The following is a 16,341-nucleotide window of genomic DNA, read 5'->3' as shown; positions in this document are numbered from 1 at the left end:
GAACGATCAGATCGGCGCCTTGGGATAGGCTTTTTCGAGACCGGCCGATGCCGTCAGCCCCTTGCGGAAGGCGAGAAAAGCGGGGTGCTGGCTCGCCCTTGCTGTTTCCGTGATGCGGATCTGCAGCCGGGCAGGGGCATTGCCGCCAAGCCATTCGCCGGTCGTTTCCAGTTTCAGGCTGTTGAGGAAGCGGGCATTGGTCTGCTGGTCGAGATAAAGATTGAGGCCAGCCAGCAGGTTCTCGTCCTGCAGGGCGTTTTCCATCAGCAGCAGCACCCAGGCTTTATCCTCGCTTGCAAGCGAAGTGAGTTTCGATGCGACCGTTTCGCGATCAGGGAAGGAGGATGCCTGCTGCATGGGGTGACTCGCATCGTTGCCGTTGCCATCGTCGATAAAGCACAGGTTACGCCCTTTCAAGGCGCAGTATTTCAGCGCGGGAAGTTCGACCGTAACGTGCCGGCGGCCGGGGTTTTCAACAGGCGTTTGTGCATAACCTTTAAATAACAGTTACACTTTAGTCCAAATTGCGGCGATCGCCAAAATGGCGCTTGTGCGGGCCTCACGCTAACACCTTGTTTTTTCACATACCTATGCACGTGGCGAATGGCAGCCTGTCAAAAACGCCTTCATTTAGCCGCTTTTTGCATTTGCCTTCGCCGCCGGATTTTAATAAATGCTTGCCTCAACGGGCCGGGTCTTGAAGATCCCCCGGAGAGTGAATAGCTGGAGTAATCATGGAAGAAACCGCTCAGAAATCCTGCTGGGGCGTCACCTTGCGCGCACTTGCAGGCTTTGCCGCTTTTCTCGCATTGACGTACATTTTTGGCAGCCCATAAGCATCTCTCCTGAATGACGGGTTTTGAAACGGCGCGGTTTTCCTTTGGAAACCGTGCTGTTTTCGTTTGAAGGCAATTATGTCGCAGCTGCGCAAACCGCTGACGCTCTTTTGTGGCGATCCGTTTCGGCTTTGGATATGATGGTGGTGGAATCCATTCTTATTCAAGGCGAACTTCATGTTTCTTTCGGTCTTTGACGTCTTCAAGATCGGTATCGGTCCTTCGAGCTCCCATACGATGGGGCCGATGACGGCAGCCAACCGCTTTCTGGCGCTGATCCTCAGCGATGAGTGGCCGCGGCCGGCGGGCGCGGCCGTTGCGCAGCTGAAGGTCAGCCTGCATGGCTCGCTCGCCTTTACCGGCATCGGCCACGGTACCGGGCGTGCCGTCATTCTTGGCCTCACCGGCGAACGGCCGGATATCGTCGATCCCGATGCGATGGACGCCATTATCGAGACGGTGGAAAAGGCCGGCACCGTGACGCCGCCCGGCCATCCGTCCTATGTGTTCCGCCCGGCTGAAGATCTGGTCTTCGACAAGAAGAACCCGCTGCCCGGCCATGCCAACGGCATGATCTTTTCCGCCTTCGACAATCAGGGCAGGCTGCTCATCAAGCGCATCTATTATTCCGTCGGCGGCGGTTTCGTCGTCACCGATACGGAGCTGGAGGCGATCAAGCAGCGCGGCAAGACCATCGATAACGGTCCGCGCGTGCCTTATCCCTTCGCCACCGCGCGGGAAATGCTGGATATGGCGGCCCGTTCCGGCCGCACCATCGCCCAGATGAAGCGGGCCAACGAGGAGACGGTGGTTTCCCGCGAGGAGCTGAACGAGCGTCTCGACCAGATCTGGGAGGCGATGAACGGCTGCATCGAGCGCGGTCTGAAAGTGGACGGCATCATGCCTGGCGGCCTGAAGGTGCGCCGCCGCGCCCGCTCCATTTACGAGAAGCTGAATGCGGAATGGCGCAGCAACCGGCTGAACCCGGTCATGGCCAATGACTGGCTGAGCGTTTACGCCATGGCGGTGAACGAGGAAAACGCCGCCGGCGGCCGCGTGGTGACTGCGCCGACCAACGGTGCGGCAGGCGTCGTTCCGGCGACCGTCAGATATTTCCGGCATTTCCATGAGGATGCGAGTGTCGATGACGTGCGCGACTTTTTGCTGACGGCGGCCGCCATTGGCGGCATCATCAAGCACAATGCCTCGATTTCAGGCGCGGAAGTGGGCTGTCAGGGCGAAGTGGGCTCGGCTTCCGCCATGGCGGCGGCGGGCCTTGCCGCGGTCATGGGCGGATCGCCGGAACAGGTGGAAAATGCCGCCGAGATCGCGCTCGAGCATCATCTCGGCATGACCTGCGATCCGATTGCCGGGCTTGTGCAGGTGCCGTGCATCGAACGTAATGCCATGGGCGCGGTGAAAGCGGTGACGGCGGCCTCGCTGGCGCTGAAGGGCGACGGCCAGCATTTCGTGCCGCTCGACGCCTGTATCGAGACGATGCGCCAGACCGGCAATGACATGAGTGAGAAATACAAGGAAACCTCCACCGGCGGCCTTGCCGTGAACGTTGTGGAGTGCTGAACGGGCAGGGCGTCCGGCATGGTTGCCATGCTTGACGCCCGCTGCAAAAAGGCATTGATAGAACCATGCCTTTACATCTCATCAAACTTTGCGTCGGCGCGGATTCAATCCAGGACTTGAGAGACTGGGTCGCGCATCGCGCGCTGACCGCAATTGCCGCAGGCCTTGAGCCGCACAGCGTTCACACCACCCGGATGATCCCGAAACGGGTCGAGGAATTGCTCGAGGGCGGTTCGCTCTACTGGGTTATCAAGGGACAGGTACAGGCGCGGCAGAAACTTCTCGATATCCGCTCCTTCAAGGGCGAAGACGGTATTTCCCGCTGTGACCTCATTCTCGGCCCCGAAGTCATCGAAACCTCACCTGCGCCAAAGCGCCCGTTTCAGGGCTGGCGTTACCTGAAGGACGATGAAGCTCCACGCGATCTCGGCGGCGGTGCAGGCGGCGAGGACATGCCTTCCGATCTCAGGCGTGAACTGGCCGAGCTTGGTCTGCTCTGACGCCTGACGGATGAAAATGAAAAAAGCCGGCCCCTTTTAGGGAGCCGGCTTTTTTCGTTTGGGGAGACGGGTTGTTTTCTGGCTTCAGTTGATGCCGCCGACCGCGGTGGTGGCGCGACCATCCTGAATTTTGACCCAGCGGCCGGGATTGGCGGTGTCCTGGCGCTTCAGGTAGGTGTATTCGGTTTCCGACCAGTTCATGACCTTGTTGCGCATGTTGTCGAGAACGAAATCGCCACGATCGGTGCGGACGGTCAGAACGGCATGGCCTTCGCCATTCGGCTGCAGAACAACGGTGATCAAGAGGTTGGAGGCGGAGAAGCCCTTGTTCATCAGCATCTTGCGCTTCAGAAGCACGAAGTCTTCGCAATCGCCCACCGTGGTCGGATAGGCCCAGCGCTCTTCGACGCCATAGATTTCCATGTCGGTCATCGGCGTGATGGTGGTGTTGACGGTGTAGTTGACGTCGAGCATCGTCTTCCAGCGCTCTTCAGTCAGTTTCATCGGGCCGTTGTCCAGCGATGTCGGCTGGCATTCGCTCTGATAGGTCTGGCAGAATTCATAGTGGCCGATCGGCGGATTGGCCTTGCCGATGACGCGCATGACGGCGGCCGGCGACGCGCTTGCCTGATGCGCGAAGGCGCTGACGATGAATGCGATCAGAGTGAAAACGAAACGGTTGTTCTTGTTCATTGCTTGTCTCCCCGTGTTGAGGAGACATTCGCAGGTATATTTTGACCCGGCGGAAATTTGCGAAGCGCAATTTGAGCTTAAATTTCAGCAAATTAGCCGTTGTTTTGAACTGTATTCGAATTAGTTTTTATGCGTGTTTGAAGCAAATTTTATTACAATTTTACGCATCCCACCCTTAGGCTTTTGGTAGCCATGTAGGCCCCTGTATTGAAAGCAATTTTCGGCACGGGGATATTTCCGGAGCGCTGTACAGCCAGTTAGCGAACGGTACCGAAGGCGTGGATTTCTCGTTTTGGGATGGCTGTTTCAGGCTGGGACAGGCCGGAAAAAGCGGCAAAAAAACTTCAAAAAAACTGCATTTTTTCTGGAAAAAAGTTTTGCGGGTCGATTTTCGTGCCGTGGATGATCTGATCAAGGGCGTGACATGTTCCGCCGCGTTTATCCTTTTCGCCGAATATGGTGGACCGATCTGCCGCACAGCTGTCCCTGGTAGTTACGTTTTCCGTCCGGCACGCTGAGCATGCGCAGGATGTCGTGCGCGGTCGGGGCATGAAATGGAAAGGTTCGGCAGCGAGAAAGCAGAGAATGGAGCGCCGGAAGCTATCAGCGGCTCGTGAACCCGATACAGCCGCGAAGGACAAAGCATAGACTGCCAAACCGTGGTCCGGGAATCGTCTCAATCATGCGACTAGGGCGAGCGCAAAGCACGTCAAATGCCGCACGTATTCGTACGGGCGCAGAACCTGCCGCGTTTGGTGGAACGTCCTAGAGAAATTCAATCAGTGCGTCGGGCGACTGGACGCGGTCGAATTCGACGGCGACGCCTTCCATGAAATGGCGCACGATCTTGCCGCTCATGTTTTTGCCGAGCTGGACCCGGCTTCCGAGCGGCGGCCGGTTTTCGATCTCGATTGCCGCACCCGACAGGGAAAGGTCAATCAGTCGGCATGCGACAAGCACGCCGTCTTCCAGAACAAGCTGGGCTCTCGCGTTGCGCGGCGTCAGGCGGTCGTGGCGGCGGTCTTCCGGCAGGCCGAGCAATTGACGCTTGGCGATCCATGCCAGCTGGGCGGCGAGTTTTTCCCGCTTGCGCTCCGGCGCGTTGATGGCGATGAGGAAGCCCGATGCGGTGAGCGATGTCACCGTGCCTTCGATCCGGCCGATATGCTGGAGATAAGCGATGACGCGGTCTCCGTGGCGGGCAATGCCCGAGCAGGTGAACTGCGCTCTTTCGGCGGTCATCTCGGTCGCGGTGCAATCATATTCTTCATGGTCGGGCAACATGAGGCGGCCGGTGAAGGACACGCGGACGGCGTCGTCAAGATGAGCTTCCTCAACCGGACGCAGGATTTGGGCGGTGTTGACCGAACGGGACGAAAACATGAGCAGCGCAATTGTAATGAATGATGATGGTAAGTTTCTACCTTGCGCGAGTTAACAGACTGTATTGTTTAATCTCTACAATTTTTCTGATCGGCAATATCGTTACAGTTCTGACCTATTTTTTTGAGGTTTCGACGCCGCCGCACCTTTTCCAGACGGGTTTGGGAGCGGTGAAACAGGCCGGTCAGCAGCTTTCGGCGCGCTGCGTATCCATCGGATATTCTACGGGCGCGATGTCCAGGCGCAGCAGGCGGCTGCTTTTCATTGACAGATGCTGGATGGGCGCGGCGAATTCGTGTCGCGGCCGCTCCGCAAGCAGGGCCCCGAGCAACCTTGGAGCGGCGTCCGGATCCGTGCGCAGCGGCAGGAGCAGCATTTCATATGCCAGCGGTGCGGCGCCATGGCTGTCTTCCGCCTCGAGATCGAAGACCACGGGCAACTGATGATGAAGGATGCCGCGGGCAACGCGGCAGGGGAAGGTGGCATTTGCAGGCTGCCACAGTTCCGAAAACGGGCGATCCCGCAGCTCGCGGCCGAAGAGGTCGCAGAGACGTGTGCCGGCAAGGCGGAAGAACGGGGTGTTCTCTCCCTTGTCGGTGAGGATGAAAAGATCGCCGAGGTGATGTTTCAGCTTTGCGGGATCGATGTCCTCGCGTCGTGGGGCCGATCGCTTGCCGCGCAATTCATCCCAATAGGCATATATGTCCAGTCCGGCCATGCTCTTCATAGCATCTCTCCATGTTCGTTTTTGGGACATCATGTCCATCCGAACGTCTGTATCCGGAGGTGTAGCGAATTTTGTGCCAACTGGATTTGTTAAGGTTAACAAAGGGTTGATATTGAATGGCGGCAATGGTCGTGGCATCGGTGCGGCCATGTCGGGGAAAGCTCCGTCAGCACAATTCGATGGCGCCGCCCGTTATTTTACGGCGGGCCCGTAAGCCGGACCGTCCCTGGCCCGGCGTCTTGACCGATTGCGGTTTGGGCGTCGCGCGCTTCAAAGGCGGGACGGCTTTTTTTTCGTTCGGGCTTCCTATATTGCTCGGGGAACGCAAAATTCGACCAAGACAGGGATGGGATCATGTCCTACGGGGACGGCGAACAGCCGCCGGTTTCGGAAACACCGGAGCCGAAAGACGATACGAGTAATCCCGTCTTCAACCTGCCATCGCTGCTGGTCGGCATACTGGCCGCGCTGATCATCGCTTATGTGGTTCCCGCCTATCTTCTGTCGGAGGAAGGCAATGGCTGGTTCATCTTCACTTTTGGCTTCATTCCGCTGCGTTATGCGGTGCCTTTTTCGCAGCAGGGGCTGGAATGGCTCTGGACGCCGGTGACCTATTCTTTCCTGCATGGCGGCATCGAGCACATTCTCTTTAATGGCTTGTGGCTGATGGCCTTCGGCGCGCCGGTTCTGCGCCGGATCGGAACAGTGCGCTTCGTGCTGTTATGGTGCATTTCCGCCGCTGTTTCGGCCTTTGGTCATGCCGCGTTGAACTGGGGTGATGTGACGGTACTGATCGGCGCATCCGGGGTCGTTTCGGCGCTGATGGGGGCGGCCTGCCGCTTCGCATTCCCCGCGCGTGGCGGATATAGCGCCTCCTTCGGCCATCTGATGCCGAGGCAGAGCATTCTTGCGGCGCTTTCCAACCGCACGGTGCTGATCTTCACGCTGATGTGGCTGTTCGGCAATGTGCTGATTGCGGTGGGCGTGCCGCTGTTCGGCGATGTCGGCGGTGAAATTGCCTGGGACGCCCATGTTTTCGGTTTTCTGCTCGGCTTTCTGTTCTTCGGCCTTTTCGATCGTCCGTTACGCTAGGCCGATCACGCTCCTTGTCGGCCGTGGCGCAAATTTGCTTTCGCACGCCCCATGCGGGATTGCATTCATGCGGGCCTCAGCGCACCATATCTCATGATTTGCAACCGCCGGGGGAGACTGCGGCACTGCGGATCGCTGAAAAGAGGAGGAAGGCATGCCTACATTCGTAAAGGATCTTCTCGACCGCAAGGGCCGGGACGTCGTGACTGTCGGTCCGGAGGTCAGCATCGGTGAAGCGGCGGCAACGCTTAATGCGCATAAGATCGGTTCCGTCGTCGTGACCGACGCCGACGGTGTCGTTCTCGGCATCTTCACGGAACGCGATCTGGTGAAGATCGTGGCGGGCCAGGGTGCTGCTTCCCTCCAGCAATCCGTTTCGGTGGCCATGACCAAGAATGTCATTCGCTGTCATCACAATTCCACCACCGATGAGCTGATGGAAATCATGACGGGCGGACGTTTCAGGCATGTTCCTGTTGAAGAAAACGGCCGCCTTGCCGGCATCATCTCCATCGGTGACGTGGTGAAGGCGCGGATCGGCGAGATCGAAGCAGAAGCGGAGCACATCAAGGCTTATATTGCCGGATGATCTTGCGTCCCGGCGTCAGATGGCTGGAAAAGGTTCAATCTCGGGCCGGGACTCACGCATCGCCCTTGGTAACAAGTCGCCATTGAAGAAAGTCGGCTATTTTCGCCGATATTTCCACGTAGAAGTTTTGCGTCTCATAATCAGAGCAGACAATTTCAACCCGATTGAACTGTGAAATGAATTTGCCGCTGCTGGACCAGTTGCCATCGGCCGCTTCTTTCACGATGACGATGTCGATCCAGGGCTGACCGTCCGCCGACGTAAAGGTGACGTCGTTTGTCCGTTTGAGCTCAGGCTGTCCCTCCAGCAACCCGATCAATCGATTCGTGTCGCACAGTATGTTTTTGTCGGTCGGGGGCAGGACCGAGATATACCAATACATGGTCTCACCATATCTGGGCTTTGGAGACGTTTTTTAAAGCAGGGTATTAGCGCCGGAACGCCTGCTGCATGCGCTCAAGCTCCGGAATACGGGAGCGCGTTTCCTCATATCCCCGGTCGATGGCTTCGCTGGCGCGATGGAATTCCGAGAGGCCGATATGGTTGATGCGGGGATGAAGCATCAGATCGGGCGGGTCGCCCGCCAGACGCGAGCGCGAAATCCGGTCCTGAATGATGTTGAAGGCCTGCACCATGACGCCCGGCAGGCCGGGACGCGGCGCCGTTTCCACCGGCGGTGTGCCGCCGCCATGCGGTGAGGCTGCGTGCTTGACCACGGCGGAACGGCCGAAGAGATCGTAGTTGAGGTTGACGGCGACGACCAGCGCCTGCTCATAGGCGCGGCAGACGGAAACCGGCACGGGATTGACGAGCGCGCCGTCAATCAGCGTGCGGCCGTTGCATTGCACGGGTTCGAAAATGCCGGGCAGGGCATAGGATGAACGCAGCGCGGTGACGAGGTCGCCCTGATGGATCCACACTTCGTGGCCGGTGCGCAGCTCCGTGGCGACGGCGATGAAGGGATGATCGAGGTTTTCGACGCGCAGGCCTTCCAGATGCTCCTGCATGCGCTTGGTCAGCCGCATGCCGCCAAAAAGGCCGCCGCCGCCGATCGTGAGATCAAGCAGGCCGGCAATGCGGCGCATCGTCAGCGAGCGGGCGAATTCCTCCAGCTCATCGAGTTTGCCGGCGAGATAACAACCGCCCACCAGCGCCCCGATGGACGTGCCGGCGATCATGCCGATCTTCACGCCAGCCTCGTCCAGTGCCCGCAGGACGCCGATATGGGCCCAGCCGCGGGCCGCGCCGCCGCCAAGGGCGAGCGCTATGCGGTGCTTGTCGACGATCTGGGTGACGGGCGGCTCATTGCCGGTGGCTTCGGGATTTCCAGCCGCAAGATGATTGTGACGATTTCCCCATCCCAACATGACCGCACTCCCTGCCAATTCTGTAAGGCTCCGCCCTTGTCCCCGGAGCCCGCTATATTGGTAGCAAATTGGTGCGGCCGATGGAAGGTAGCCGTTTATTTGTCCGAATAGGTGGTGGCCGGATCGAAATGGCGGGTATCGTCGGTGATCTTCGTCACAGCATCGCCATTGGAGAGCTCGACGGTGCGATAAAAGCAGGAGCGGCGACCGGTATGGCAGGTCGCATCATGGCCGGCGACGGAGACCTTCAGCCACACCGCGTCCTGATCGCAATCAGTGCGGAATTCCTTCACCGTCTGCAGGTTGCCCGATGTTTCGCCCTTCTTCCAGATTTTGTCGCGTGAACGGCTGTAATAGTGGGCGATGCCGGTCTCGAGCGTCAGCGACAGGGCTTGCGCATTCATATGGGCGACCATCAGCAATTCGCCGTCGCGTGCATCGGTAACCACGGCGGTGACAAGGCCGTGGGCATCGAATTTCGGCGAAAAGAGACCTGCGTTTTCGAGCACTTCCTTGTCCGCAGGCGCGGACGGAAACGAAATGGACATGGCTACCCCGGGAGAAAAGCGGAAGGTTTCAGAGCGGCGGGGAAAATGAGATCACTCCGCCACTCCAAAATTTGTCTGAGCATCGGGTTTTCAAAAACCCGCGCTACACTTTTCGGTCCGATGCCTAGCGGTTGCGCACCATGGTCATGAAGCGGACCTGCTCGGCCGGATCGTTCTTGAACGTGCCGGTGAAGCTGGTGGTCAGCGTCGTCGACCCCTGCTTGTTTACGCCGCGCATGGACATGCACATATGTTCGGCGTCGATCATGACGGCCACGCCGCGCGGTTTCAGGGTTTCTTCGATCGATCTTGCGATCTGCGCTGTCATGTTTTCCTGCGTCTGCAGGCGGCGGCCGAAGATTTCGACGACGCGGGCGATCTTCGACAGGCCGAGCACGCGGCCCGCCGGAAGATAGGCGACATGCGCCTTGCCGACGATCGGCACCATATGGTGTTCGCAATGGGAGAAGAAGGGGATGTCGCGCACCAGCACCACATCGTCATAACCGCCGACTTCCTCGAAGGTCGTGCCGAGCACGTCCTGAACGTTCAGCTCATAACCGGCAAAAAGCTCGCGATAGGCCTTGGCGACGCGCTTCGGCGTATCCAGAAGTCCTTCGCGGGCGGGATTTTCTCCTGCCCAGCGCAGAAGAACGCGCACTGCTTCTTCCGCTTCGGCCTGGCTTGGGCGAGCTTCTGCCACGTCGGGTTTTGCGCCAGCGCCGGGGAAATTCTTCACGATCGCATCCATTCCGTCTCTCCCGATGCGGGTAAAGGCCGCACCTGAATTCGTTTTTCATCGCGAACTCTTGTTCGCAGTTGCTGCTATCTGGTTGTTTTACAGCATTTTGGCAAGACCGATGCTGTTATTTCGGTATCGGAGCCGTTAATTTCATCACGGCTTGATGTCCAGAAAGCTCGTTAGCATATAATGAGAATGAAGGGCAGGAAAGCTTCACTGCGACAAACGCTGTGTTTGAAAAATTTGACCTGTCCTGTTTTTGGGCAATCTTGAGCGCGCCGGGCACCGACGATGGACGATATCTACAATAATCGCATTCTGGACTTTGCCGGGAATATTCCGCTCATCGGCGTTCTTGAGGATGCCGACGCCAGCGCCGAGAAACACTCCCGGTTATGCGGCTCTAAGCTCAAGGTCTATCTGAAGGTCGAAGGCGGCATCGTGACGGCGTTTTCGCATGAGGTTCGCGCCTGCGCGCTCGGCCAGGCCTCCGCCTCCATCATGGCGCACCACATCATCGGGGCTTCCAGCGGCGAAATCCGGCAGGCGCGGGAAGACATGCTCGCCATGCTGAAACAGGACGGCGAGGGGCCGACGGGCCGTTTCGAAGACATGCGGGTGCTTCAGCCCGTCCGCGATTTCAAGGCCCGCCATGCCTCCACCATGCTGACCTTCGAAGCGGTGGTCGATGCGCTCGACCAGATCGAAGGGCGGCCGGCTCTCAACGCCGCGGGTTAGGCGATGTGCGGCGAACCGGGCTGCCGGCACCAGCAGACGGCGGAAAAAGCGGGCCGATCCCGCAACTGGACGGGCAGCTTTGCCAAAACGCCGGGGCGGCTTCTGGGCGTCGGTTTCATTCGGCTTTATCAGCTGACGCTATCCGGCTTCATCGGGAATTCCTGCCGCCATATCCCCACCTGTTCCGAATATGGCTATGAAGCCATTGCCCGACACGGACTGTGGGCCGGCGGCTGGATGACGCTGTTTCGCGTCGCGCGCTGCGGGCCGGGCGGCACCAGCGGGCTGGACCCGGTGCCGGAAGTGCTCGATGGCGGCAGGCGTTGGTGGATGCCGTGGCGTTACTGGAGCCTGCATCGATGAATGACTATGTGGCCCTGCTGCACAGCATTGTGCTCGGCGCGGGCAAGCGGCTCGTCATGGCCGATCTGCGGGCATTGGCGGAAGAGCTGGGATTTGCCGAATGCAGAACGCTGGTCGCGACTGGAAATCTGGTTTTTTGCGCCGGGGCGGCACCTGTTCGTGAGATTGAGGACAGGCTGGAGCGCGCCTTCGAAGACCGCTTCGGCAAACATGTCGATATTCTCGTTCGTTCGGGCGGCGACTGGCTGAAACTGGCGGCGGACAATCCTTTCGTCCAGGGCAATCCGCCGGATGTCTGCGTTCGGGTGATGCGGGCGCCGCTGGACAACGGCGTCCTTGAATTGCTGGAGAAATACCGCGGGAGGGAAAAGATCGCTCTTGCCGGCGGCGATCTATGGATCGATTTTTGCGGCAAGCCGAGCGAGAGCAGGCTGCTGTCCGTGCTGACCACCAAAAGGCTCGGTATCGGCACGACCCGCAACGCCAATACGGTCAATGGTCTCGCGCAAATGCTTCGCTGAGCGATCCTTCGCCTTTGACTGCAATGGCAAAAGCCTTTATCAGCCTGCCTGTCCGCTTGTCGCGGGCAAATCATTATTCCAACACCACCCGCATTCGTTGGCGGGACTGGACAGGAGATTAGACAATGTCTGAAGCTGTTTCCCTTACATTTCCCGATGGATCCGTGCGCAGCTACCCCGCCGGTACGACCGGCCGCGAGGTCGCCGAATCCATTTCCAAATCGCTTGCCAAGAAGGCTGTCGCCATTGCGCTTGACGGCACCCTGCGCGATTTGTCCGAGACCATCACCGATGGCAAAATCGAGATCGTCACGCGTGAAGACGGTCGTGCGCTGGAACTCATCCGCCACGATGCCGCCCACGTCATGGCTGAAGCCGTGCAGGAGCTTTGGCCCGGTACGCAGGTGACGATCGGCCCTGTCATCGAGAACGGCTTCTATTACGACTTCGCCAAGAACGAACCCTTCACGCCGGAAGATCTGCCGAAGATCGAAAAGCGCATGAAGGAAATCATTCTGCGCAACAAGCCGTTTACCCGCGAGGTCTGGTCGCGCGAGAAGGCCAAGGAAGTTTTCGCCGCCAAGGGCGAGAACTACAAGGTCGAGCTGGTCGACGCCATTCCGGAAGGTCAGGACCTGAAGATCTATTATCAGGGCGACTGGTTCGATCTCTGCCGTGGGCCGCACATGGCCTCCACGGGACAGATCGGCACGGCCTTCAAGCTGATGAAGGTGGCCGGGGCCTATTGGCGCGGTGACAGCAACAATGCGATGCTGTCGCGCATCTACGGCACCGCCTGGGCGACGCAGGAAGAGCTGGACAATTATCTCCACGTGCTGGCCGAAGCCGAAAAGCGCGACCACCGCCGTCTCGGCCGCGAAATGGACCTGTTCCATTTCCAGGAAGAAGGCCCGGGCGTCGTGTTCTGGCACGGCAAGGGCTGGCGCATGTTCCAGACGCTGACGGCCTATATGCGCCGCCGGCTCGCCAATACCTATCAGGAAGTCAACGCGCCGCAGGTTCTGGACAAGTCGCTGTGGGAAACCTCCGGTCACTGGGGCTGGTATCAGGAAAACATGTTCGCGGTGAAATCCGCCCATGCCTTCACCCATCCCGATGACGAGGAAGCCGATCAGCGCGTCTTCGCCTTGAAGCCGATGAACTGCCCGGGTCACGTTCAGATCTTCAAGCATGGCTTGAAGTCTTACCGTGAAATGCCCGTCCGCCTTGCGGAATTCGGCACCGTGCATCGTTATGAGGCTTCGGGCGCTCTGCACGGCCTGATGCGCGTTCGCGGCTTCACGCAGGACGATGCGCATGTCTTCTGCACGGAAGAGCAGATGGCGGCGGAATGCCTGCGCATCAACGATCTGATCCTCTCCGTCTATGAGGATTTCGGCTTCAGCGAAGTCGTCGTCAAGCTCTCCACGCGCCCGGAAAAGCGCGTCGGTTCCGACGATCTCTGGGATCGCGCCGAAAGCGTGATGATGGATGTTTTGAAGACCATCGAGGAGCAGTCCGAAGGCCGCATCAAGACCGGCATCCTGCCGGGCGAGGGTGCGTTCTACGGGCCGAAGTTCGAATATACGCTGAAGGACGCCATCGGCCGTGAATGGCAATGCGGCACGACGCAGGTGGACTTCAACCTGCCGGAACGTTTCGGCGCCTTCTATATCGACCAGAACTCCGAAAAGACGCAGCCGGTGATGATTCACCGCGCCATCTGCGGCTCGATGGAGCGCTTCCTCGGCATTCTCATCGAGAACTTCGCCGGCCATATGCCGCTGTGGTTTGCGCCGCTTCAGGTCGTGGTCGCGACGATCACCTCGGATGCGGATGATTACGGCCGTGAGGTTGCCGAAGCGCTGCGCGAGGCGGGCATGGCGGTCGAGACCGACTTCCGCAACGAGAAGATCAACTACAAGATCCGCGAGCATTCGGTGACCAAGGTTCCGGTCATCATCGTTTGCGGCCGCAAGGAAGCGGAGGAGCGCACCGTCAACATCCGCCGTCTCGGTTCGCAGAACCAGACGCCGATGTCGCTGGAAGATGCGATTACGAGCCTCGTGGACGAGGCGACGCCGCCGGATGTGAAGCGCAAGCTTGCGGCGAAGAAGCAGGTTGCGTGAGAAATGACAACGGCCCCTTCGGGGGCCGTTTTTGTTTGTGAAAGATGTGCTGGCAGAAGGCGGGGCATCCGCACTCCGTCACCCCGGACTAGATCCGGGGTCCAGTGCGATCAAGTCCTTGATCGCGAAAGACTCGTTCCTCACGACGCAGACGCGTCGTGGCTGGATGCCGGATCAAGTCCGGCATGACGGATGAGATGTAGGTGACGCCTACTCGAAATCCCCGGTCATATCTTCCGGAGCCTGATCCTTCATCAGCACTTCCACGTCCGAATCCCGGCCGGAGGTCACTTTGAAGTTGCGCTGGTAGACCTTGTCCTTGTTGCGGGCGATGGCGGTATATTCGCCTTCCGCCAACACCATGGTCGAAAAGGCGCTGACGCTTTCGTTCACCACGTCGCCGCCGCCGTTCAACACCGACCAGGCCGTATCGGCAATGGCTTCGCCGCCTTCTTCGGAGACGAGCTTGAGGGTGATCTGAGCGGCCTGATGCTGGAGCGTCGCTTCCGTCAGCTTGCCGGCTTCCACCTGGATGTCGGCGCGCACCACCGCATTGACGTTGCCATATTCGGAAACCACGTGATAGGTGCCGGCATTCAGGCGCACGATGGTGTTGGGCTTGATATCGGCCATGACGAGGCCGCGCTCGCCATCGGGGCGGGCGTCTGACGAATAGACGGAAAATTTGAGCTGGTTGCCGGAAATCTGCTTGTCGGAGCCCGCAACCGCATTCAGCACGAAGCCGCCGGCATCGAGAATCAGTACCTGTTTCTGCACATTGCCGGAGGTCGGGACATTGAGTTTCTTGGTGACGCCCGCACGGCCGAAAGCGACGTTGACGAAATATTCGCCCGGCACCAGATGGAATTCCGCCGAGCCACCTTCCGAACTTGCCAGCATCGGCAACTTGCCGTCCGCACCGGGAATGGGGCTGAAGACGCGCCAGGACAGGCCTTCCTTCACCGCTTCGCCTTCGCTGGTCAGCTTGGCTTCCATGCTGATATCGCGGGCGGTGCTTTCCGGGGCGTTGGGTGCGGAAGGGGCGGTGAAAGCGTTCAGCTTCGGCATTTTCGGCGTGCCGCCGAGCTGCTTGAAGTCTTTGAAGGCATCCTGCGAAAAAGCGGCTTGCGATAAAAGGCCAAGCACGGCACATGCAATGGTCAGACGTGCCGCGATTTTGATTGCCGACATTTTCGATACCGATTGACTTCTTGATTTTCCCGGATCACTTCAAAACCAATGCCGTGGCTATTTCAAGGCCCATGTTTTTGCGATGACAGCAGAATGGAAGATTTTTGATCATGACAAATGATATCAAGCTCCTCGATTATCTCAAGGTTCGCCGTTCCACGCCGGCCCTGCAACTTGCCGAGCCGGGGCCTTCGAAGGCGGAAATCGAGGACATCCTGCGCCTTGCCGTGCGCGTGCCTGACCATGGCAAGCTCGCCCCCTGGCGTTTCGTCGTCTATCGCGGCGAGGAGCGCGTGCGTCTCGGTGAGACGGCGCTGAGGATCGCGCTTGAAAAGAACCCGGAACTGGACCTGCAGCAGCAGGAAGCGGAACGCACCCGCTTCACCCGCGCGCCCGTCGTTATCGCCGTCATCAGCACCGCAAAGCCGCATTTCAAGATTCCGGAATGGGAACAGGTGATGTCCGCCGGTGCTGTGTGCCTCAACCTCATCTTCGCCGCCAATGCCAGCGGTTTTGCAGCGAACTGGCTGACCGAATGGTTTGCTTTCGATTCCGCATTTCTCGCGGAAATCGAGGTTGGCGCGGAAGAGAAGGTCGCCGGGTTCATTCATATCGGCTCGACGACATTCCCGCCGGTGGAGCGGCCGCGGCCGGAGCTTGCCGATGTCGTCACCTGGGTCGGGGACGTTTGATGTTCTACACCACGGACACCAACCAGCATGGCCTGCCGCATGATCCGTTCAAGGCCATCGTCGCACCGCGTCCGATCGGCTGGATCGGCTCGAAGGGCAGGGACGGTTCCCTCAACCTCTCGCCCTATTCCTTCTTCAATGCGATTTCGGACCGGCCAAAGCTTGTGATGTTCTCCTCCAGCGGCAGGAAGGACAGCCTGCGCAATGTCGAAGAAACCGGCGTCTTCACCGCAAATCTCGTCAGCCGCCATCTGGTGGACCGGATGAATGCGTCCTCTGCACCCGTTGGCTATAATGTCGACGAGTTCGCCCTTGCCGGTCTCACCGCCGTCGACGGGCGGGTGGTGGATGCGCCTTTCGTGGGCGAGGCGCTGGCGGTTCTGGAGTGCCGCGTGACCCAGATACAGCAGCTTAAGGACGTTGACGGCCAGCCGGCGGATTCGTGGATGGTGATCGGACAGGTCATGGCGATCCATATCGATGAAACGATCATTCGCGACGGGCGCATCGATATGGGGCTGTCGCGACCCGTGGCGCGCATGGGCTATATGGATTACTGCGATGGCGGCAGCGATGTATTCCAGCTGCAGCGCCCCTCTACTGCGCCGTAAATATAGCCCTTCTTCGGCGGCGGTTAATTTTTATGGTG

General features: G+C 59.1%; 21 protein-coding genes. 11 read left to right on the top strand and 10 right to left on the bottom strand.

What is annotated here, in order from left to right; genetic code table 11:
- Positions 1–6: 6 nt before the first annotated feature.
- Both ACQZ60_RS08600 and ACQZ60_RS08595 read right to left on the bottom strand, forming a co-directional pair.
- Positions 7–357: a hypothetical protein gene (locus ACQZ60_RS08600; RefSeq protein ID WP_137003655.1), complete on the bottom strand. Its 351-nt coding sequence runs from the start codon at positions 355–357 to the stop codon at positions 7–9.
- Positions 358–748: 391 nt separating this feature from the next.
- Positions 749–1,015, bottom strand: a complete 267-nt coding sequence (locus ACQZ60_RS08595; protein ID WP_162935857.1) for a hypothetical protein — start codon at positions 1,013–1,015, stop codon at positions 749–751.
- Here ACQZ60_RS08595 and ACQZ60_RS08590 point away from each other — a divergent pair.
- Positions 1,014–2,417, top strand: a complete 1,404-nt coding sequence (locus ACQZ60_RS08590; RefSeq protein ID WP_174039234.1) for an L-serine ammonia-lyase — start codon at positions 1,014–1,016, stop codon at positions 2,415–2,417. The genes ACQZ60_RS08595 and ACQZ60_RS08590 overlap by 2 nt on opposite strands.
- A gap of 65 nt (positions 2,418–2,482) precedes the next feature.
- Positions 2,483–2,917 carry a DUF1489 family protein gene (locus ACQZ60_RS08585; RefSeq protein ID WP_020012781.1) on the top strand — a complete coding sequence of 145 codons (435 nt, stop codon included), beginning with the start codon at positions 2,483–2,485 and terminating at the stop codon, positions 2,915–2,917.
- A gap of 84 nt (positions 2,918–3,001) precedes the next feature.
- On the opposite strand, the gene ACQZ60_RS08580 is transcribed toward ACQZ60_RS08585, so the two are convergent.
- Entirely contained in the window at positions 3,002–3,610 is a 609-nt protein-coding gene (locus ACQZ60_RS08580) for a transglutaminase-like cysteine peptidase (RefSeq protein ID WP_003523403.1), read from the bottom strand.
- 278 nt (positions 3,611–3,888) lie between these two features.
- On the opposite strand from ACQZ60_RS08580, the gene ACQZ60_RS08575 reads away from it, so the two are divergent.
- A complete protein-coding gene (locus ACQZ60_RS08575) occupies positions 3,889–4,128 on the top strand; it encodes a hypothetical protein (RefSeq protein ID WP_448735063.1) in 240 nt (79 codons plus the stop codon).
- A 247-nt stretch (positions 4,129–4,375) separates the two neighbouring features.
- Here the strand turns inward: ACQZ60_RS08575 and ACQZ60_RS08570 are convergent, their stop codons facing one another.
- Entirely contained in the window at positions 4,376–4,993 is a 618-nt protein-coding gene (locus ACQZ60_RS08570) for a PilZ domain-containing protein (RefSeq protein WP_003508056.1), read from the bottom strand.
- Between the two features lie 184 nt (positions 4,994–5,177).
- On the bottom strand, positions 5,178–5,720 hold the full coding sequence (locus tag ACQZ60_RS08565) for a PAS domain-containing protein (RefSeq protein WP_162724110.1): 543 nt from the start codon (positions 5,718–5,720) through the stop codon (positions 5,178–5,180).
- Between the two features lie 354 nt (positions 5,721–6,074).
- Between ACQZ60_RS08565 and ACQZ60_RS08560 the strand changes: the two genes are divergently transcribed.
- Positions 6,075–6,812: a rhomboid family intramembrane serine protease gene (locus ACQZ60_RS08560; RefSeq protein WP_020811297.1), complete on the top strand. Its 738-nt coding sequence runs from the start codon at positions 6,075–6,077 to the stop codon at positions 6,810–6,812.
- A 154-nt stretch (positions 6,813–6,966) separates the two neighbouring features.
- Positions 6,967–7,401: a CBS domain-containing protein gene (locus tag ACQZ60_RS08555; RefSeq protein WP_003508059.1), complete on the top strand. Its 435-nt coding sequence runs from the start codon at positions 6,967–6,969 to the stop codon at positions 7,399–7,401.
- Positions 7,402–7,453: 52 nt separating this feature from the next.
- Here ACQZ60_RS08555 and ACQZ60_RS08550 read toward each other — a convergent pair whose 3' ends face one another.
- The 4 genes from ACQZ60_RS08550 to folE form a co-directional block, all read right to left on the bottom strand.
- Positions 7,454–7,783 (bottom strand): hypothetical protein, encoded by a 330-nt coding sequence (locus ACQZ60_RS08550; protein WP_111792193.1) that lies wholly within the window; start codon positions 7,781–7,783, stop codon positions 7,454–7,456.
- 46 nt (positions 7,784–7,829) lie between these two features.
- A complete protein-coding gene (locus tag ACQZ60_RS08545; RefSeq protein ID WP_003508061.1) occupies positions 7,830–8,768 on the bottom strand; it encodes a patatin-like phospholipase family protein in 939 nt (312 codons plus the stop codon).
- 95 nt (positions 8,769–8,863) lie between these two features.
- Positions 8,864–9,316, bottom strand: coding sequence for a phosphoribosyl-AMP cyclohydrolase (gene hisI, locus ACQZ60_RS08540; protein WP_020811294.1), 453 nt, complete (start codon positions 9,314–9,316; stop codon positions 8,864–8,866).
- 124 nt (positions 9,317–9,440) lie between these two features.
- Positions 9,441–10,067, bottom strand: a complete 627-nt coding sequence (folE, locus tag ACQZ60_RS08535) for a GTP cyclohydrolase I FolE (protein WP_003495569.1) — start codon at positions 10,065–10,067, stop codon at positions 9,441–9,443.
- A gap of 282 nt (positions 10,068–10,349) precedes the next feature.
- Here folE and ACQZ60_RS08530 point away from each other — a divergent pair, with 282 nt between their 5' ends.
- From ACQZ60_RS08530 to thrS, 4 genes are all read left to right on the top strand, one after another.
- The gene (locus ACQZ60_RS08530) at positions 10,350–10,796 is read left to right on the top strand and encodes an iron-sulfur cluster assembly scaffold protein (protein WP_003523393.1); all 447 of its coding nucleotides are present in this window, start codon (positions 10,350–10,352) and stop codon (positions 10,794–10,796) included.
- Between the two features lie 3 nt (positions 10,797–10,799).
- Positions 10,800–11,159 (top strand): membrane protein insertion efficiency factor YidD, encoded by a 360-nt coding sequence (yidD, locus tag ACQZ60_RS08525; RefSeq protein WP_080816842.1) that lies wholly within the window; start codon positions 10,800–10,802, stop codon positions 11,157–11,159.
- Complete coding sequence (locus ACQZ60_RS08520; RefSeq protein WP_448735062.1) at positions 11,156–11,680, top strand: DUF1697 domain-containing protein; 525 nt, start codon at positions 11,156–11,158, stop codon at positions 11,678–11,680. Before yidD ends, ACQZ60_RS08520 begins: the two co-directional genes overlap by 4 nt.
- A gap of 125 nt (positions 11,681–11,805) precedes the next feature.
- Entirely contained in the window at positions 11,806–13,809 is a 2,004-nt protein-coding gene (thrS, locus tag ACQZ60_RS08515; RefSeq protein WP_448735061.1) for a threonine--tRNA ligase, read from the top strand.
- A 210-nt stretch (positions 13,810–14,019) separates the two neighbouring features.
- Here the strand turns inward: thrS and ACQZ60_RS08510 are convergent, their stop codons facing one another.
- Positions 14,020–15,000 (bottom strand): hypothetical protein, encoded by a 981-nt coding sequence (locus tag ACQZ60_RS08510; RefSeq protein ID WP_059760238.1) that lies wholly within the window; start codon positions 14,998–15,000, stop codon positions 14,020–14,022.
- A gap of 110 nt (positions 15,001–15,110) precedes the next feature.
- Here ACQZ60_RS08510 and ACQZ60_RS08505 point away from each other — a divergent pair, with 110 nt between their 5' ends.
- Together ACQZ60_RS08505 and ACQZ60_RS08500 are read left to right on the top strand one after the other, a co-directional pair.
- Positions 15,111–15,692, top strand: a complete 582-nt coding sequence (locus ACQZ60_RS08505) for a nitroreductase family protein (protein WP_020808944.1) — start codon at positions 15,111–15,113, stop codon at positions 15,690–15,692.
- Positions 15,692–16,303, top strand: coding sequence for a flavin reductase family protein (locus ACQZ60_RS08500; RefSeq protein WP_448735060.1), 612 nt, complete (start codon positions 15,692–15,694; stop codon positions 16,301–16,303). The genes ACQZ60_RS08505 and ACQZ60_RS08500 overlap by 1 nt, the downstream gene beginning before the upstream one ends.
- Positions 16,304–16,341: the final 38 nt, after the last annotated feature.

This window comes from Agrobacterium sp. 22-223-1 (genome assembly GCF_053522385.1).
The sequence above is the reverse complement of the archived record's forward strand: the minus strand, read 5'-3'. Positions and strand labels throughout refer to the sequence as shown.